The 19,398-nt window shown below is 67.1% G+C and carries 9 protein-coding genes; 4 read left to right on the top strand and 5 right to left on the bottom strand.

Going from position 1 to position 19,398, the window contains the following annotated elements; translation table 11 throughout:
• The 4 genes from RUGAMON1_RS32065 to RUGAMON1_RS32050 all read left to right on the top strand — a co-directional run.
• A partial coding sequence (locus RUGAMON1_RS32065) for a beta strand repeat-containing protein (protein ID WP_445234325.1) occupies nucleotides 1-2,800 on the top strand: 2,800 nt, incomplete at its 5' end.
• Between the two features lie 446 nt (nucleotides 2,801-3,246).
• On the top strand, nucleotides 3,247-11,823 hold the full coding sequence (locus RUGAMON1_RS32060; RefSeq protein WP_445234324.1) for an SPM autocatalytic domain-containing protein: 8,577 nt from the start codon (nucleotides 3,247-3,249) through the stop codon (nucleotides 11,821-11,823).
• 191 nt (nucleotides 11,824-12,014) lie between these two features.
• Nucleotides 12,015-14,165 (top strand): peptidase domain-containing ABC transporter, encoded by a 2,151-nt coding sequence (locus RUGAMON1_RS32055; protein WP_445234323.1) that lies wholly within the window; start codon nucleotides 12,015-12,017, stop codon nucleotides 14,163-14,165.
• Nucleotides 14,138-15,505, top strand: a complete 1,368-nt coding sequence (locus RUGAMON1_RS32050; RefSeq protein WP_445234322.1) for an HlyD family type I secretion periplasmic adaptor subunit — start codon at nucleotides 14,138-14,140, stop codon at nucleotides 15,503-15,505. The genes RUGAMON1_RS32055 and RUGAMON1_RS32050 overlap by 28 nt, the downstream gene beginning before the upstream one ends.
• 41 nt (nucleotides 15,506-15,546) lie before the next feature.
• Here RUGAMON1_RS32050 and RUGAMON1_RS32045 read toward each other — a convergent pair whose 3' ends face one another.
• The 5 genes from RUGAMON1_RS32045 to rfbH all read right to left on the bottom strand — a co-directional run.
• On the bottom strand, nucleotides 15,547-16,452 hold the full coding sequence (locus RUGAMON1_RS32045) for an NAD-dependent epimerase/dehydratase family protein (RefSeq protein ID WP_445234321.1): 906 nt from the start codon (nucleotides 16,450-16,452) through the stop codon (nucleotides 15,547-15,549).
• Nucleotides 16,449-17,006 (bottom strand): dTDP-4-dehydrorhamnose 3,5-epimerase, encoded by a 558-nt coding sequence (rfbC, locus tag RUGAMON1_RS32040; RefSeq protein ID WP_445234320.1) that lies wholly within the window; start codon nucleotides 17,004-17,006, stop codon nucleotides 16,449-16,451. Before rfbC ends, RUGAMON1_RS32045 begins: the two co-directional genes overlap by 4 nt.
• 14 nt (nucleotides 17,007-17,020) lie before the next feature.
• A complete protein-coding gene (locus RUGAMON1_RS32035; protein ID WP_445234319.1) occupies nucleotides 17,021-17,788 on the bottom strand; it encodes a hypothetical protein in 768 nt (255 codons plus the stop codon).
• Nucleotides 17,788-18,408: a hypothetical protein gene (locus RUGAMON1_RS32030; protein ID WP_445234318.1), complete on the bottom strand. Its 621-nt coding sequence runs from the start codon at nucleotides 18,406-18,408 to the stop codon at nucleotides 17,788-17,790. The genes RUGAMON1_RS32035 and RUGAMON1_RS32030 overlap by 1 nt, the downstream gene beginning before the upstream one ends.
• A gap of 8 nt (nucleotides 18,409-18,416) precedes the next feature.
• Nucleotides 18,417-19,398: lipopolysaccharide biosynthesis protein RfbH (gene rfbH, locus RUGAMON1_RS32025; RefSeq protein WP_445234317.1), on the bottom strand; the 982-nt coding region annotated here is incomplete at its 5' end.

The raw sequence follows: 19,398 nt of genomic DNA, 5'->3' as shown, positions 1-19,398 counted from the left end.
CGCCGCGCTGACCACCAACCAGGTCGTCGCGCTGACCTCGGCCCAGCTGAGCAGCCTGGCTTCGGCCCAGGTTGCCGCGCTGTCGAGCAACGCCATCGGCGCCATCGAGACGGCCGACCTGTCGGGCCTGACCACCGCCAACGTCGCCGTGCTGCGCAGTTCGCAGCTGGCCGGCCTGGCCACGGCGCAGGTTGCCGCGCTGTCGACCAACCAGATCGCCGCGCTGAGCATCGCCGCCGTATCCGGTTTGACCACCAACCAGATCGTCGCGCTGACCACCGCACAGGCAAGCTCGCTGAGCACCGCCCAAGTGGCCGGTCTGACGACCGCCGCCATCGCCGCGCTGGAAACGGCCGACTTCGCCGCACTGAAGTCCGACGCGATTGCCGCCCTGAGCGCCAATCAGGTCAAGGCCCTGACCACCAATCAAGTGGTGGCGCTGACCACCGCCGAAGCTGCCGCGCTGAGCACCGCGCAAGTGGCCGCGCTGTCGAGCGATGCGATCGCCGCGCTGGAAACGGCTGATCTGTCGGCCATCAAGACGGCCGCCATCGCCGCCCTGAGCTCCGCCCAGGTCGCCGCGCTGACCACCGCCCAGGTCAACAACCTGGCCACCGCCTCGCTGGCCGCGCTGAGCACCGCCGGCGTCGCCGCGCTGACCACCAACCAGGTCGTCGCGCTGACCTCGGCCCAGCTGAGCAGCCTGGCTTCGGCCCAGGTTGCCGCGCTGTCGAGCAACGCCATCGGCGCCATCGAGACGGCCGACCTGTCGGGTCTGACCACCGCCAACGTCGCCGTGCTGCGCAGTTCGCAGCTGGCTGGCCTGGCCACGGCGCAGGTTGCCGCGCTGTCGACCAACCAGATCAGCGCGCTGAGCACCGCCGCCGTATCCGGTTTGACCACCAACCAGATCGTCGCGCTGACCACCGCACAGGCAAGCTCGCTGAGCACCGCCCAAGTGGCCGGTCTGACGACCGCCGCCATCGCCGCGCTGGAAACGGCCGACCTGGCCGCCCTGTCGACCAACGGGATTGCCGCCCTGAGCGCCAATCAGGTCAAGGCCCTGACCACCAATCAAGTGGTGGCGCTGACCACCGCCGAAGCGGCCGCGCTGAGCACCGCGCAAGTATCGGCCCTGTCGAGCAACGCGATTGCCGCGCTGGAAACGGCCGATCTGTCGGCCATCAAGACGGCCGCCATCGCCGCCCTGAGCTCCGCCCAGGTCGCCGCGCTGACCACCGCCCAGGTCAACAACCTGGCCACCGCTTCGTTGGCCGCGCTGAGCACCGCCGGCATCGCCGCGCTGACCACCAGCCAGATCGTCGCGCTGACCTCGGCGCAACTGTCCTCGCTGGGCACCGCGCAAGTGGTGTCGCTGACCTCGGCCAGCATCGGGGCGATTGAAACGGCCGACCTGGTCGGCCTGAGCACGGTCGATGTCGCCGCACTGCGCACCGCGCAGCTCGCCGGCCTCGCCACCGCCCAGGTCGCCGCGCTGTCGACCGGTCAGGTCGCCGCGCTGGCCACCTCGGCCTTCTCCAGCGGTCTGAGCACGTCGCAGATCGGTGCGCTGACCACCGCCCAGGCTGCATCGCTGAGCGTGGGCCAAGTCGCCGCCTTGTCGACCAACAACCTCGCCGCGCTGGCCACCGCCGCGCTGGCCGCCTTCACCACCCAGGAAATCGGCGCGCTGACCGTTGGCCAACTGGGCGCGTTGAGCTCCGGCCAGGGCGTGGCGCTGACCTCGACCCAGATCGCCGCCCTGACCACCGCCCAGGCTGCCGCCCTGTCGACCGCGGCGCTGGCCGCCCTCGACACCGCCGACCTGGTGGCGCTGAGCACGGCCGCCATCGCCGCGCTGAGCACCAAGCAGTTCGCCACGCTGCGTACCGCTGAGATCGCTTCGCTGACCACCAACCAGGTGCATGCGATCACCTCGGCGCAATTGCATGCGATGACCACCGACCAGGTTCACGCGATGACCACCACGCAGACCCAGGCGCTGTCGTTCCTGACCCCGATCGTGCTGGACCTGAATGGCGACGGCGTGCAGACCACGGCGCTGGGCCAGGGCGTACAGTTCGACCTGCTGGCCAACGGCAACAAAGTCAACACCGGCTGGACCGCCGGCGGCGACGGCCTGCTGGCCCTGGACCGCAACCATGACGGCGTGATCAACGATGGTAGCGAACTGTTCGGCTCGGGCACGACCCTGGCCAACGGCCAGAAAGCGACCACCGGCTACGAAGCGATGAAGGAACTGGACACCAACGGCGACGGCACCATCGACGCCAAGGACGGCGCCTTTGCCGACCTGCGCGTCTGGGTCGACGGCAACGCCGACGGCGTCAGCCAGGCCGACGAGCTGAAATCGCTGGCCGACCTGGGCATCACCAAGCTCAACCTGGACGTCAAGGCGGGCAGCGCAGTCAACAACGGCAACATCCTGGGTCTGACCTCGACCTTCGAGACGGCCGACGGCGCCACCCATGCGGCAGCCGACGTGTGGTTCGCCACCACGCCGGCCAGCAACCTGAGCGGCAGCGTCAGCAACCTGGCCCAGGCGATGTCGGCCTTCGCCGGCGGCGACGCACCGGCGGCCGCGGCGCCTAAGCTGGAACTCCAGCGCCAGGGCGTGGCTGGCGGCGCGGCCCAGTTGGCCGACGCGCTCAAGCAGTTCGACGCCAACGGCAAACCGGTGCTCGGCGCCGAAAGCCAGGCGGCCACTGACAGTGCGCTGCGTCTGAAAGCGTTGCAGTCGCAGGGCGGCCACGGTTTCCTGGCGGCGCCCGGCAAGTAAGCTGCAGTACGCCGGCGCCAGCCGGCGGTAGTGCCAAACGGCAGGGCTTAGGCCCTGCCGTTTGTGCCACCGCGTATGGTTTTTGACAGCGGTGGCCCGATTTTTGCATTGCACTGAGTAAACAAAAAAGCTTAATCTGGCGCAAAAAACAGTCGCTTTGTACGTTCAGGACGTTGGCCTGCCGGCTTCTGGTAGTGATTGACGGAAACTATGCGCTGCTCCATTACTATTGATATGTTAACAGGAGGCAAAATCATGGCCGGCGTATCCTAAAGTTGCCCTCGATATTGACGTTAAGAACTAAAGTGCATGGTTTTGTGATGACCAGGCGCAAGTAAACGCAAAGAATTCCAGTAATAACCCAATTCAGATGGAGCCACGGGCAAGACCTGTTGGCTCCATCATCTGTCTGTATAGAACTGTGCAGTGCCCCAAGGAGAATGGAAATGAGCCTCGTAACTAGCATGAGTACCGACCAGATTGCAGCTCTGTCGACCCAAACCATTGCTGCCCTCGCCACCAGCGATATCGTAGCGCTCAATTCTGACCAGACCCGGGCATTAACGACGGACCAGGCGGTGGCTTTGACCACCAGCCAGATCGCCGCACTGACCACCAAACAGATGTCCAACGGCTTGACGACCGACCAGATCGTCGCACTGAGCTCCAACCAGGTTGCCGTGCTGAGCTCGTCGCAGGTCAACGCCATGGCGACCGCCTACATCGCCGCGCTGGAAACGGCCGACTTCTCCGCATTGAAATCGAGCGCGATCGCCGGCCTGTCGTCCGCCCAGCTGGCCGCGCTGACCACCGACCAGGTGGTGGCGCTGACCACCAGCCAGGCCAACGCGCTGAGCAGCGCCCAGGTCGCCGGCCTGAGCACCAACGATATCGTGGCCCTGGAAACGGCCGATGTGCTGGCGTTGAAGACCGCCGCCATCGCCAGCCTCAGCACCGCCCAGATGGCGGCGCTGACCACCGACCAGGTGGGCGCGCTGTCGACCCTGCAGATCGCCTCGCTGAGCACCGCCAACCTGGCGGCCGGCCTGACCACCGACCAGATCGTCGCGATGAGCTCCAACCAGCTGGGCACGCTGAGCACCGCCCAGTTCGGCGCGCTGGGCACCAGCGCCGTGGCCGCGATTGAAACGGCCGACCTGGCCGCACTGAAAACCAGCCTGATCGCATCGATCAAGTCGTCGCAGTTGGCGGCCTTGACCACCGACCAGCTGTCGAACCTGACCACCACCCAGATTGCCGCGCTGACCACCGCCAGCATGACCGCGCTGAGCACCGACCAGGTCGTCGCACTGACGAGCAACCAGGCCGCCGCGCTGACCTCGCAACAAATCGGCGCGCTGTCGACCAACGCCATCGCCGCGATTGAAACGGCCGACCTGGCCGCGCTGAAGACCGGCGTGATCGCCGGCCTGTCGACCGCCCAGGCCAAGGCCCTGACCACCGACCAGATAGTGGCGCTGAGCGCCGGCCAGGTCGGCGCGCTGAGCAGCGGCCAGGTGGCCGCGCTGAGCACCGCCGCCATCGCCGCGATCGAGACCGCCGACATCGCTTCGCTGAAGACCGCCGCCATCGGCGCCCTGAGCACCGCGCAGAGCGCCGCGCTGACCACCGACCAGATCGGCGCGCTGAGCACCGCGCAAGTGGCCTCGATGACCACCGCCAACCTGGCCGCCGGCCTGACCACCGACCAGATGGTCGCCTTCAGCTCGAACCAGCTGGGCGTGCTGAGCACCGCGCAATTCGGCGCCCTGACCACCGGCGACGTCGCCGCGATCGCCACCGCCAACATCGTCGGCCTGAAGACCAACATCATCGCCGCGCTGAAAACGGCGCAACTGGCGGCGCTGACCACCGACCAGCTGTCCAACCTGACCACCGGCCAGGTCGCCGCCATCACCACCGCCAACATCGCCGCCCTGAGCACCGACCAGGTGGTCGCGCTGACGTCCAGCCAGTTCGCCGCCCTGAGCTCGGCCCAGGTGAGCGCCTTCAGCACCAACGACATCGCCGCGATTGAAACGGCCGACATCGGCGCGCTGAAATCGGCCGTCATCGCCGGCCTGACCAACAACCAGGCCAAGGCCTTGACCACCGACCAGGTCGTCGCGCTGGGCAGCAGCCAGATCAGCGCACTGACCAGCGGCCAGGTCGCCGCCATGAGCACCGAAGCCATCGCCGCCATTGAGACGGCCGACATCGGCGCGCTGAAAACGGCCGCCATCGGCGCCCTGACCACCGCGCAGACCGCCGCGCTGACCACCGACCAGATCGGCGCGCTGAGCACCGCGCAAGTGGCTTCCATGACCACCGCCAACCTGGCCTCGGGCCTGAGCACCGACCAGATCGTCGCGCTGAGCTCGAACCAGCTGGGCGCGCTGAGCACCGGCCAGTTCGGCGCGCTGTCGACCCAGGACATCGCCGCCATCGAGACGGCCGACATCGTCGGCCTGAAGACCAGCATCATCGCCTCGCTGAAATCGTCGCAACTGGCGGCGCTGACCACCGACCAGCTGTCCAACCTGACCACCGGCCAGGTCGCCGCCATCACCACCGCCAACATCGCCGTGCTGACCACCGACCAGGTGGTCGCGCTGTCGTCCAACCAGATCGGCGCGCTGAGCTCGGCCCAGCTGGGCGCTTTCAGCACCAACGACATCGCCGCGATTGAAACGGCCGACATCGGCGCGCTGAAGTCCGCCGTGATCGCCGGCCTGACCAGCAACCAGACCAAGGCCCTGACCACCGACCAGATCGTCGCCCTGAGCAGCAGCCAGGTTGGCGCCTTGTCGAGCTCGCAAGTTGCCGGCCTCAGCACCGCCGCCATCGCCGCCATCGAGACGGCCGACATCGGCGCGCTGAAGACCGCCGCCATCGGCGCCCTGAGCACCGCGCAGACCGCCGCGCTGAGCACCGACCAGATCGGCGCGCTGAGCACCGCGCAAGTGGCCGCCATGACCACCGCCAACCTGGCCTCGGGCCTGAGCACCGACCAGATCGTCGCGCTGAGCTCGAACCAGCTGGGCGCGTTGAGCACCGGTCAATTCAGCGCGCTGACCACCGGCGACGTCGCCGCGATTTCCACCGCCAACATCGTCGGCCTGAAGACCAGCATCATCGCCGCGCTGAAATCGGCGCAACTGGCGGCGCTGACCACCGACCAGCTGTCCAACCTGACCACCGCGCAAGTGGCGGCCATCACCACCGCCAACATCGCCGCCCTGAGCACCGACCAGGTGGTCGCGCTGTCGTCCAACCAGATCGGCGCCCTGAGCTCGGCCCAGGTCAGCGCCTTCAGCACCAACGACATCGCCGCGATTGAAACGGCCGACATCGGCGCGCTGAAATCGGCCGTGATCTCCGGCCTGACCAGCAGCCAGACCAAGGCCCTGACCACCGACCAGATCGTCGCCCTGAGCAGCAGCCAGATCAGCGCATTGAGCAGCAGCCAGGTCGCCGCGCTGAGCACCGAAGCCATCGCCGCAATTGAAACGGCCGACATCGGCGCGCTGAAAACCGCCGCCATCGGCGCCATGACCACCGCGCAGACCGCCGCGCTGAGCACCGACCAGATCGGCGCGCTGAGCACCGCGCAAGTGGCCTCGATGACCACCGCCAACCTGGCCTCGGGCCTGAGCACCGACCAGATCGTCGCACTGAGCTCGAACCAGCTGGGCGCGCTGAGCACCGGCCAGTTCGGCGCCTTGTCGACCCAGGACATCGCCGCCATCGAGACGGCCGACATCGTCGGCCTGAAGACCAGCATCATCGCCGCGCTGAAGACGTCGCAACTGGCGGCGCTGACCACCGACCAGCTGTCCAACCTGACCACCGCGCAAGTGGCGGCCATCACCACCGCCAACATCGCCGCCCTGAGCACCGACCAGGTGGTCGCGCTGTCGTCCAACCAGATCGGCGCCCTGAGCTCGGCCCAGCTGAGCGCCTTCAGCACCAACGACATCGCCGCGATTGAAACGGCCGATATCGGCGCGCTGAAATCGGCGGTCATCGCCGGCCTGACCAGCAACCAGACCAAGGCCCTGACCACCGACCAGATCGTCGCCCTGAGCAGCAGCCAGATCGCCGCCTTGTCGAGCTCGCAAGTTGCCGGCCTGAGCACCGCCGCCATCGCCGCCATCGAGACGGCCGACATCGGCGCGCTGAAGACCGCCGCCATCGGCGCCCTGAGCACCGCGCAGACCGCCGCGCTGAGCACCGACCAGATCGGCGCGCTGAGCACCGCGCAAGTGGCCGCCATGACCACCGCCAACCTGGCCTCGGGCCTGAGCACCGACCAGATCGTCGCGCTGAGCTCGAACCAGCTGGGCGCGCTGAGCACCGGTCAGTTCGGCGCCTTGTCGACCCAGGACATCGCCGCCATCGAGACGGCCGACATCGTCGGCCTGAAGACCAGCATCATCGCCTCGCTGAAGACGGCGCAACTGGCGGCGCTGACCACCGACCAGCTGTCCAACCTGACCACCGCGCAAGTGGCGGCCATCACCACCGCCAACATCGCGGCGCTGACCACCGACCAGGTCGTCGCACTGTCGTCGAACCAGTTCGGCGCCCTGAGCTCGGCCCAGGTGAGCGCCTTCAGCACCAACGACATCGCCGCGATTGAAACGGCCGATATCGGCGCGCTGAAGTCCGCCGTGATCGCCGGCCTGAGCAGCAGCCAGACCAAGGCCCTGACCACCGACCAGATCGTCGCGCTGAGCAGCAGCCAGATCGGCGCATTGTCGAGCTCGCAAGTTGCCGGCCTCAGCACCGCCGCCATCGCCGCCATCGAGACGGCCGACCTCGGCGCGCTGAAAACCGCCGCCATCGGCGCCCTGAGCACCGCGCAGACCGCCGCGCTGACCACCGACCAGATCGGCGCGCTGAGCACCGCGCAAGTGGCTTCCATGACCACCGCCAACCTGGCGTCGGGCCTGAGCACCGACCAGATCGTCGCGCTGAGCTCGAACCAGCTGGGCGCGTTGAGCACCGGCCAGTTCGGCGCCTTGTCGACCCAGGACATCGCCGCCATCGAGACTGCCGACATCGTCGGCCTGAAGACCAGCATCATCGCCTCGCTGAAGACGGCGCAACTGGCGGCGCTGACCACCGACCAGCTGTCCAACCTGACCACCGCGCAAGTGGCGGCCATCACCACCGCCAGCATCGCCGCCCTGACCACCGACCAGGTCGTCGCGTTGTCGTCGAACCAGTTCGGCGCCCTGAGCTCGGCCCAGATCAGCGCCTTCAGCACCAACGACATCGCCGCGATTGAAACGGCCGATATCGGCGCGCTGAAGTCCGCCGTGATCGCCGGCCTGACCAGCAGCCAGGCCAAGGCCCTGACCACCGACCAGATCGTCGCCCTGAGCAGCAGCCAGATCGGCGCACTGAGCAGCGGCCAGGTCGCCGCGCTGAGCACCGAAGCCATCGCCGCCATCGAGACGGCCGACATCGGCGCGCTGAAAACGGCCGCCATCGGCGCCCTGAGCACCGCGCAGACCGCCGCGCTGAGCACCGACCAGATCGGCGCGCTGAGCACCGCGCAAGTGGCCTCCATGACCACCGCCAACCTGGCCTCGGGCCTGAGCACCGACCAGATCGTCGCGCTGAGCTCGAACCAGTTGGGCGCGCTGAGCACCGGCCAGTTCGGCGCCTTGTCGACCCAGGACATCGCCGCCATCGAGACGGCCGACATCGTCGGCCTGAAGACCAGCATCATCGCCTCGCTGAAGACGGCGCAACTGGCGGCGCTGACCACCGACCAGCTGTCCAACCTGACCACCGCGCAAGTGGCGGCCATCACCACCGCCAACGTCGCGGCGCTGACCACCGACCAGGTCGTCGCACTGTCGTCGAACCAGTTCGGCGCCTTGAGCTCGGCCCAGGTGAGCGCCTTCAGCACCAACGATATCGCCGCGATCGAAACGGCCGACATCGGTGCGTTGAAATCGGCGGTCATCGCCGGCCTGAGCAGCAATCAGACCAAGGCCCTGACCACCGACCAGATCGTCGCCATGAGCAGCAGCCAGATCGGCGCATTGTCGAGCTCGCAAGTTGCCGGCCTCAGCACCGCCGCCATCGCCGCGATTGAAACGGCCGACATCGGCGCGCTGAAGACCGCCGGCATCGGCGCCCTGAGCACCGCGCAGACCGCCGCGCTGAGCACTGACCAGATCGGCGCGCTGAGCACCGCGCAAGTGGCCGCCATGACCACCGCCAACCTGGCCTCGGGCCTGAGCACCGACCAGATCGTCGCGCTGAGCTCGAACCAGCTGGGCGCGCTGAGCACCGGTCAGTTCGGCGCCTTGTCGACCCAGGACATCGCCGCCATCGAGACGGCCGACATCGTCGGCCTGAAGACCAGCATCATCGCCTCGCTGAAGACGGCGCAACTGGCGGCGCTGACCACCGACCAGCTGTCCAACCTGACCACCGCGCAAGTGGCGGCCATCACCACCGCCAACGTCGCGGCGCTGACCACCGACCAGGTCGTCGCACTGTCGTCGAACCAGTTCGGCGCCCTGAGCTCGGCCCAGGTGAGCGCCTTCAGCACCAACGATATCGCCGCGATTGAAACGGCCGACATCGGTGCGCTGAAGACCGCCGTGATCGCCGGCCTGAGCACCAACCAGGCCAAGGCCCTGACCACCGACCAGATCGTCGCCTTCAGCAGCGTCCAGATCGGTGGCCTGAGCAGCGGTCAAGTCGCTGCGCTGGGCACCGCGTCGATCGCCGCGATCGAGACGGCCGACATCGGCGCGCTGAAAACGGCCGCCATCGGCGCCCTGAGCACCGCGCAGACCGCCGCGCTGACCACCGACCAGATCGGCGCGCTGAGCACCGCGCAAGTGGCCTCGATGACCACCGCCAACCTGGCCTCGGGCCTGAGCACCGACCAGATCGTCGCGTTGAGCTCGAACCAGCTGGGCGCGCTGAGCTCCAACCAGTTCGGCGCCCTGAGCACCGGCGACATCGCCGCCATCGAAACGGCGGACATCGTCGGCCTGAAGACCGCCATCATCGCCTCGCTGAAAACGGCGCAACTGGCGGCGCTGACCACCGACCAGCTGACGGCGCTGAGCACCGCGCAAGTGGCGGCCTTCACCACCGCCAACGTCGCGGCGCTGACCACCGACCAGGTCGTCGCGCTGTCGTCCAACCAGATCGGCGCGCTGAGCTCGGCACAACTGAGCGCCTTCAGCACCAACGACATCGCCGCGATTGAAACGGCCGATATCGGCGGACTGAAAACCGCGGCAATCGCCGGCCTGAGCACCAACCAGGCCGCGGCGCTGACCACCGACCAGGTGGTGGCGCTGAGCGCGACCCAGGTCGGCGCCCTGACCAGCGCGCAAGTGGCTGGCCTGAGCACCGGCGCCATCGCCGCGATCGAAACGGCCGACCTCGGTTCGCTGAAGACCGCCGCCATCAGCGGCCTGCGCAGCGCCCAGCTGGCCGCGTTGACGACCGACCAGGTCGGTGCACTGTCGACCGCCCAGATCGCGTCGCTGACCACCGCCAACCTGGCCAGCGGCCTGACCACGGATCAAGTGGTGGCGCTGTCCTCGACCCAGCTCGGTTCGCTGAGCACGGCGCAAGTGAGCGCGCTGAGCACCGGCGCCATCGCCGCCATCGAAACGGCCGACATCGGCGCGCTGAAGACCGGCGTCATCGGTTCGCTGAAATCGGCCCAGGTGGCTGCGCTGACGACCGACCAGGTGGTGGCGCTGAGCACCGCCCAGGTCGCCGCGCTGAGCACCGCCAACCTCGCCTCCGGCCTGAGCACCGACCAGGTCGTGGCGCTGAGCTCGACGCAGGTCGGCGTGCTGAGCACCGCGCAAGTGGCCGCCCTGGCGACCGCCGCGATCGCCGCGCTGGGCACCGAAGACATGGCCGCGCTGAAGACCTCGGTCATCGCCTCGCTGCAGACCGCGCAGCTCGCCGCGCTGACGACCGACCAGATCGTCGCGCTGTCGAGCCAGCAGATGCAGGCGTTGACGACCGGCCAGATCAAGGCGCTGTCGACCAACCAGCTGGTGGCCATCGAGACGGCCGACCTGGTGGGCCTGAAGACCTCGTCGATCGCCGCGCTGAGCACCGCGCAGCTGAACAAGCTGACGACCGACCAGATCCACTCGTTGACGACCTCGCAAGTGTGCGCCATCACCAGCGCCCAGGTGCCTGGCCTGACGACCGACCAGATCGCGGCACTGCCTTCGCCGCTGGGTACGCCGATCGTGCTGGACCTGAACGGCAACGGCATCAACACCCTGGGCCTGTCGGCCGGCGTGAACTTCGATCTGCTGGCTAACGGCAGCAAGGTCAACACCGGCTGGGTGGGCGGCGGCGACGGCTTGCTGGCCCTGGATCGCAACGGCGACGGCGTGATCAACGACGGTAGCGAACTGTTCGGTTCCGGCACCACGCTGGCTAACGGCCAGAAAGCCACCAACGGCTACACCGCGCTGAGCGAGCTCGACACCAACGGCGACGGCGTCATCGACGCCAAGGACGGCGCCTTCGGCAGCCTGCGTGTCTGGGTCGACGGCAATGCCGACGGCGTCAGCCAGGCCGACGAGCTGAAATCGCTGACCGACCTGGGCATCACCAAGCTGAACCTGGATGCGAAGCAGAACGCGTCGCTCAACAATGGCAACATTGTGGGCATCACGTCGACCTTCGAGACCAGCGACGGCGCCAGCCACGCAGCGGCGGACGTCTGGTTCCAGATGGGCGCCACGGCGGCAACCAGCCTGAGCTCCTCGGTCAGCGGCCTGTCGGCGGCGATGTCGAGCTTCAGCGCGGCGGCGGCGACGGTGACCACCACCGCCAAGCTGGAAGTGCCGAACAGCGTCAACACGGCAGTGGCCGCGATGGCGGACGCGATCAGCAATTACGACAACAAGCTGACCGCGACCAGCAACGCCGCCGCCACCGACGACGCGCTGCGACTGAAAGCGCTGCAGGGCGGCAACCACAGCGGCTTCCTGGCTGCCAAGTAATCAGCTTCCGATAAGGAAGTCAGGACGGCAAGACCCGCGGGTCTTGCCGTTTTTTTTTGAGCCGACGAACAGGATGGTAAACAGGGCGGTGTTTCAGCAACACAAAACCCTCCGCCAGGCACTGCACTAGGTTAGAATCCGAAGGCTGGCTCGATAGTGCGCCAATGCAAGTTTTAACCTTGATCAGGCTTATGCACGATAAATTTCCCCATACCGCGATACAGTGTCTGACGGCCATCGCGCAGCATCACGGTTTGCAAATCAATCCGGAACGTCTGATCGACGACTACGCGCTGCGCGCGGAAGAGCCGGGCAGCGGCGCGCTGCTGCGGATCGCCTCCGACATCGGCCTCAAGGCCAAGTCCGACCGCCTGACCTGGTCGCGCCTGATGGCCCAGGGCGGCGTGTTCCCGCTGATGGCGCGCCTGAACGACGGCAATATGGTGATCGTGGTCGGCGTCAAGCCGGGCGAGCAGGGGGCGGAAGACACCGTCGCCGTGCTCAACCCGGCCAGCGCCAACGCCGCCGTGGTGATGGTGGCGCGCAGCGAGTTCGAGCGGCGCTGGAGCGGCGAGGTGCTGTTCGTCAAACGCCAGCACAAGCTGTCCGACCCCAACCAGCCGTTCGGCCTGCGCTGGTTCATCCCCGAGATCCTCAAGCAGAAAGCCGCGTTCCGCGACATCTTCATCGCCGCCATCGCCATGCAGCTGCTGGCGCTGGCCTCGCCGGTGTTCTTCCAGCTGGTGATCGACAAGGTGCTCACGCACCAGAGCGTGACCACGCTGCAGGTGCTGGGCGTGGGCATCGTCGCCGCGCTGGTGTTCGACGCCACCTTCGGCTTCCTGCGCCAGACGCTGACGCTGGCCGCCTCCAACAAGATCGACATGCGGCTGACCCGCCGCGTGTTCGGCCACCTGCTGTCGCTGCCGATCGACTTCTTCGAGACCACCAGCGCCGGCGTGGTCACGCGCCACATGCAGCAGCTGGAAAAGATCCGCAACTTCCTCACCGGCCGCCTGTTCTTCACCGGCCTGGACCTGATCGCGTTGGTGGTGTTCGTGCCCATCCTGTTCAGCTATTCGTTCAAGCTGGCGATGATCGTGCTGCTGTTCGCCGGCCTGATCGCCTGCGTGGTGATGGCCATGGTGCCGACCTTCCAGCGCCGCCTCAACGCGCTGTACGCGGCCGAGGGCCAGCGCCAGGGCATGCTGGTGGAAACCATCCACGGCATGCGCACCGTCAAGGCGCTGGCGATCGAACCGTCGCAGCGCCGCATCTGGGACCAGCGCTCGGCCGAGGCGATCACCATGCACTTCCGGGTCGGCCAGATCTCGATCGCCGGCAACGCCGTCACCGACTTCCTCGGCAAGCTGCTGCCGGTCACGCTGATCGTGGTGGGCGCCGCCGACGTGTTCGACAGCACCCTGTCGGTGGGCGCGCTGATCGCCTTCCAGATGCTGTCGGGACGGGTCACGCAACCGCTCATTTCGATCGTCGGCCTGGTCAACGAATACCAGGAAACCGCGCTGTCGGTGCGCATGCTGGGCGAGGTGATGAACCGCGCGCCGGAAGGCCGCGCCGGCGCCAACGGCCTGCGCCCCATCCTGCAGGGCGAGATCCGCTTCGACGACGTCACCTTCCGCTATCCGGGCGCGCAGGCGATGGCGCTGGACAAGGCCCGCTTCACCATCGAGCCGGGCACCGTGGTCGGCATCGTCGGCCGCTCCGGCTCCGGCAAGACCACCTTGACCAAGCTGATCCAGGGCCTGTATCCGGTGCAGGAAGGCATCGTCCGCTTCGACGGCATCGACGCCCGCGAGATCGAGCTGTCGCACCTGCGGCGCCAGATCGGCGTGGTGTTGCAGGAGAACTTCCTGTTCCGCGGCACGGTGCGCGAAAACCTGTCCGTCACCAAGCCGGACGCCACCTTCGAGGAACTGGTCGAAGCGGCCGCCGCCGCCGGCGCCGACGAATTCATCGAGCGCCTGCCGATGGGCTACGACACCGTGCTGGAGGAGAACGCCTCCAACCTGTCCGGCGGCCAGAAGCAGCGGCTGTCGATCGCCCGCACGCTGGTGGCCAAGCCGCGCATCCTGATCCTCGATGAAGCGGCCTCGGCGCTGGACCCGGAATCGGAAGCCATCTTCATCAGCAACCTGTCGAAGATCGCGGTCGGCCGCACGGTGGTGATGATCTCGCACCGCCTGTCGACCCTGGTCAACGCCGACAAGATCATGGTCATGCAACAGGGCCGGCTGGTGGACGCCGGCCGCCACGAAGAACTGCTCACCAGTAGCGACACTTACCAGCACTTATGGAACCAGCAAACAAGTCACCTCTAAGCCTCAAGCGCCGCCGCAAGGACGAGACCGAAATCGAGTTCCTGCCCGATGCGGACGCCATCGAGCGCGGCCCGTTGCCCAAGTTCGTGCGCCTCACGCTGCACGTGCTGATCGGCGCCTTCGCGTTCTTCATCCTGTGGGCCAGTTTCTCGCCGGTGGAAAAGATCGTCGTCGCCCACGGCCGCCTGGTCAATCCGTTGCCCAACATCGTGGTGCAGCCGCTCGACACCTCCATCATCCAGAGCATCGAGGTGCGGGTCGGCCAGGTGGTGAAAAAAGGCCAGGTGCTGGCCCGTCTGGATCCGACCTTCACCGCCGCCGACGAGCAGCAGCTGCGCGTGCGGCTCGACAGCCTGGACACCCAGACCGCCGGCCTGCGCGCCGAGCTGGCCGGCCAGCCGGGCGCCGTCACCAACGGCAAATCGAACGCCGATACCTTGCTGCAGGCGCAGCTGTCGAACGAGCGCAAGGGCAATTTCGAGGCGCAGAAGACCAAGATGGACCAGAACATCGCGCGCCTCAAGGCCGGCCTGGAAACCAACAAGCACGACCAGGTGATCCTGGCCCAGCGCGTGAAATCGCTGCGTGAAGTGGAGGCCATGCAGGAGCAGCTGATGGCCGAGCAGTTCGGCGCCAAGATGCACCTGCTGGAAGCGCGCGACCGCCGCCTCGAAGTCGAGCGCGACATGGACCTGCAGCGCAACAAGGCGGTCGAGATGGCCAGCGAGCTGGCGTCGGCGCAGGCCGAGCGCGCCGCCTTCGACAAGAGCTGGCGGCAGAAGACCATGGAAGACCTGCTGAGCGCCTCGCGCGACCGCGACGGCATCAACGAGCAGCTGGCCAAGGCCGACAAACGCCACAAGGCGGTCAACATGGTGGCGCCGGCCGACGGCGTGGTGCTGGAGATCGGCAAGCTGTCGGTGGGCTCCATCGTGCGCGAGGCCGAGCCGCTGTTCACGCTGGTGCCGCTGGGCGCCGAGCTGGAGGCGGAAGTGCAGATCGATTCGCTCGACATCGGCTACATCAAGCCGGGCGCGCTGGTGCACCTGAAGGTCGACGCCTTCTCGTTCCAGCAGCATGGCATGTTGGACGGCAAGGTCCGCACCATCAGCCAGGACGCCTTCAAGCGCGAACAGAGCGACAAGAACGGCGGCGGGCTGGACGCCTACTACCTGAGCCGGATTCCCTACACGGGCAAGCTGAAGAAGATGACCCCGGGCGCGCAGCTGCTGCCGGGCATGACCTTGTCGGCCGAGATCGTGGTCGGCCACCGCACCGTGATGTCCTACCTGCTGTACCCGCTGACGCGGGCGCTGGACGAATCGATCCGCGAACCGTAAATTTTCTCCGGCGCCGGCTAGCCGGTTAGCCGGCTAGTCGGTTAGGAACTGGCGTTGTGGAACAGCGCCAGGCCGGTGGCCAGGTCGGTTGCGGGCTGCCAGCCGGGCAAGGCCTGGTAGGTGCGCCAGGGAACCATCACTTCACGCTCGCGGTAAGGGCGGCCGCCCCAGTCGATCGCCAGCGGCTTGCCGCTGACTTGCGCATACAGCGCGGCGAGTTCGCGCAACGGCAGGGCGTTGCCGCTGGAGATGCCGTACTCTTCCATGGCGTTCTGCTGGCGGCCGTCGGCCAGCCGTTCGTCGGCGGTGATGAAGGCCTGGACCGCGTCGTCGATGTAGACCAGGTCCATCAGCTGTTCGCCCGGCGACATGCCCAGCGAGCTGCCTTCCAGCGCCACCCGCTTCAGCAAGTTCAGCACCTTGGGCCGCGCATCGCCGGCGCCGTAGGTGTCGAACAATTTCAGCGTCACCACCCGCAAGCCATGGACTTCGACGTAGTAGCGCAGCAGCGCGCTGAAGGCCTGCTTGGTGGCGGCGTACAGGCACACCGGGTTGTACGCCTCGTCCTCGTAGTGCTCCCACGACGTGCCGGTGTTGACCAGGCGGCGCACGCCGCAGGCGGCCATCGCTTCGGCCAGCTGGGTCGAGAACAGCAGGTTGGAATTGACCAGGCGCGCGACATCTTCCGGCTTGTGCGTGGCCAGGAACAGCGAGGCCAGGTGAAACACGGTTTCCGGCGCGGCGGCGCGCATGATGTCGATCAGTTGCAGCGTATCGCCGTTGTGGCGGTGCAGGTGCAGCCGCGCGCTCTCCGGCGGCAAGCCGGCGGTCGACGACCCTTCGCGCAGCAGCAGGTGCACCTCCCAGCCGTCGGCCAGCAAGCGGCGCGTCAAGGCGGCGCCGACAAAGCCGCTGGCGCCGGTCAGCAGTGCGCGGCGCGCGCTCATGGCTGGCCGCCGTCGAACACGAACGGCGTATCGAAGTCGGCCAGCGCGCCGAACTGGCGGTCGCGCGCCGACATGATCGGATCCTTGAGCGGCCAGTCGATGCCGGCCTTGTCCCATGCCAGCCCGGCGTCGTGGGCCGGCGCGTAGGTGGCGGTGACCTTGTAGACCATCATCGCCGGTTCCTTCGGCGTGCAGAAGCCGTGGGCCAGGCCGCGCGGCAGGTACAGCATATGGCCGTTGGCGGCGCTCAGTTCCAGCATCAGGTTGTGGCCGTAGGTCGGTGAGCCGCGCCGCAAATCCAGCGCCGCGTCCATCACCGAGCCCTGCACGCAATACACCAGCTTGGCGTGGTCGTGCGGCGGGGTCTGGAAGTGCAGGCCGCGCAGCACGTTGCGATGCGATGCCGAGTAGTATTCCTCGGCATAGTCGGTGGCCAGGCCATGCTCACGGAAGATATCTTCGTGGAAGACCTTGACGAAGCTGCCGCGCTCGTCGCGACGAATCTCCGGGATGATCAGGAAGCAACCGGCGATGTCGGTAGGAACAATTTTCATGGCAGTGTACAGTCTCAGGGACGGGGAAGTTTGGCATCGAGCAGCACCAGCGGGCGCGAGATCACCTTGTCGGCGCCCCACGCGGCGATGCGCTTGGCCAGCAGGAAGGCTTGCAGCCGTTCGCAGCAGAACGCCATGCTGCGCGCCAGATAGCCTTCGCGCTCGATGTGATGATAGCGATAGTAGCGCGACATCACCAGTTCCAGCGCGTGCACGATCTCGACAAACCAGCTCACCGGAATGTAGGCCACGGTCGGCGCCGGGATGAAGGTATTGCCGCTCAGGAAGTTGGCGGCCTCGCCATCGGTGATGACGCCGCAATCGATGGCGTCGCCAAAGAAGGTCAGCAGATCGCGCAGCACGCAGCTGGACTGGTATTGCTGCATGACGGAGCCGGCGAACGTCACCGCGATCGGCACGATCGGCGTCTGGCCGTCGCCGTAGAAATGCTCGGGCCGGACCTGGGCCAGCACGTCCGGATGGGCGTGGTAATTGAAGCCCGCCAGCGTGCCGACCGGGTCGGTCAGCGCGAAACGGCGATAGTGGCAGAAGCCGACAAAGCCTTCGGCCTTGCTGGCGATCAGCATGCGGCGGATTTCAAACAGCGCCAGGTACTCGCCCAGGTAGCGATTGCGCATCGCCTGCTCGGGCGTGAGCAGCTTGCTCATCGCCAGGCCGGACTCCGGCACGTAGTCGCCGGAGCCCAGCATGGTCATGAAGTCGGGCATCTTCCAGTCGAAAGGCGCGTGGGCAATGCAGTAGTAGAGCGGTGTATCGTTCATCACGCGGGCATGGCTTTGATCAGGTAATGGGAAGGCTGGACGTCGTCCACCAGCGCGTCCAGCGGCACGCCGGTCTGCGCGGCGCGCTGCTGCAGCGCGTCGGCCACGGCCTGCGGCAAGGGCGCGGGGTTCAGCATGACGCCGTTGACGACGCGAAAGCCGTGCTGGTCGAACAGGGCCAGGATGGCGTCGATCGCCAGCGGATGGCGCGGCTGCGCGGCCGGCGGATTCCAGTAGCGGGCGTTGGCGATGCGGGCGACGATGCAGGCGTCGTACTGGATCACCTTGCGCACCTGCGCCAGCACCTTGCCGGGCTCCTGCAGCTGTTCCAGCGTGCCGTCGAAGATCCAGCCGTCGGCCCATTCCAGATGCTTGTAGAAGGTGTCGCCGGCCTGTTCCAGGTCGACCTGGTGCACGCGGTCGGCGTACTCGCGCGCCTGCTGGGCCTGCGCCGCATCGGGGTCCGCCACCAGCCACGAGGTGGCCGGATAATTGGCGCGGTACTTGCGCGCCAGGGCGCCGTCGGTGGCGCCTGCCTGCACCAGCAGACGGGCGTTCTGCGGCAGCGTCGACAGATAAGGCCCGATGTAGGCGGGGGTGGCGGTTTCCGGCAAACTCATGGCGGCCTTTAGAAGTTCACGCCGAAGAAGGTTTCCAGCTTGTCGACCGCGAAGTCCAGCATTTCGCGGGTCAGGCCGGGGAACACGCCGATCCAGAAGGTGTCGTTCATCACGCGGTCGGTGTTGGTCAGCTCGCCGGAGACGCGGTAGTTGCGGCCGATCATGTACGGCTGGCGCGTCAGGTTGCCGGCGAACAGCAGGCGGGTGCCGATCTTGTGCTCGTCCAGGTAGGTCAGCAGGTCCACCCGCGATACATTGGCTTCCGGCTTCAGGGTCATCGGGAAGCCGAACCACGACGGGTCCGAATGCTCGGTCGCTTCCGGCAGGATCAGGAACTCGGCGCACGACTGCAGCCGCTCTTTCAGGTACGCGAAGTTGTCCTTGCGGGCCTGGATGAAGCCGGGCGCGCGGTCGATCTGGGCCAGGCCGCAGGCGGCCTGCATGTCGGTGATCTTCAGGTTGTAGCCCAGGTGGCTGTAGGTGTACTTGTGGTCGTAGCCCATCGGCAGCGTGCCCAGGCACTGGCAGAAGCGCTTGCCGCAGGTGTTGTCCTTGCCCGGCGCGCAGTAGCAGTCGCGGCCCCAGTCGCGGAACGACTCGGCGATCATTTTCAGCTCGGCGTTGTTGGTGAACACCGCGCCGCCTTCGCCCATCGTGATGTGGTGCGCCGGGTAGAACGACATGGTGCCGATGTCGCCGAAGGTGCCGACCATCTTGCCATGATAGGTCGAGCCGAGCGCGTCGCAGCAGTCCTCGATCAGCCACAGATTGTGCTTCTTGCAGATCGCCGTGATGACGTCCAGGTTGTACGGGTTGCCCAAGGTGTGGGCCAGCATGATGGCCTTGGTCTTGGGCGAGATCGCCGCTTCCAGCTTGCTCACGTCGATGTTGTAGGTGCCCAGCTCGACGTCGACGAACACCGGGATCGCGCCGAACTGGATGATCGGGTTGACGGTGGTCGGGAAGCCGGCGGCCACGCCGATCACCTCG

Source organism: Duganella rhizosphaerae, assembly GCF_040364205.1.
In the GTDB taxonomy this organism is placed as follows: domain Bacteria; phylum Pseudomonadota; class Gammaproteobacteria; order Burkholderiales; family Burkholderiaceae_D; genus Rugamonas; species Rugamonas rhizosphaerae.
The sequence above is the reverse complement of the archived record's forward strand: the minus strand, read 5'-3'. Positions and strand labels throughout refer to the sequence as shown.

Excerpts from the sequence above, each read along its gene's own strand:
- RUGAMON1_RS32060 (WP_445234324.1), top strand. The coding sequence starts at position 3,247 with ATGAGCCTCGTAACTAGCATGAGTACCGACCAGATTGCAGCTCTGTCG.
- RUGAMON1_RS32055 (WP_445234323.1), top strand. The coding sequence starts at position 12,015 with ATGCACGATAAATTTCCCCATACCGCGATACAGTGTCTGACGGCCATC.
- RUGAMON1_RS32050 (WP_445234322.1), top strand. The coding sequence starts at position 14,138 with ATGGAACCAGCAAACAAGTCACCTCTAAGCCTCAAGCGCCGCCGCAAG.
- RUGAMON1_RS32045 (WP_445234321.1), bottom strand. The coding sequence starts at position 16,452 with ATGAGCGCGCGCCGCGCACTGCTGACCGGCGCCAGCGGCTTTGTCGGC.
- rfbC (WP_445234320.1), bottom strand. The coding sequence starts at position 17,006 with ATGAAAATTGTTCCTACCGACATCGCCGGTTGCTTCCTGATCATCCCG.
- RUGAMON1_RS32035 (WP_445234319.1), bottom strand. The coding sequence starts at position 17,788 with ATGAACGATACACCGCTCTACTACTGCATTGCCCACGCGCCTTTCGAC.
- RUGAMON1_RS32030 (WP_445234318.1), bottom strand. The coding sequence starts at position 18,408 with ATGAGTTTGCCGGAAACCGCCACCCCCGCCTACATCGGGCCTTATCTG.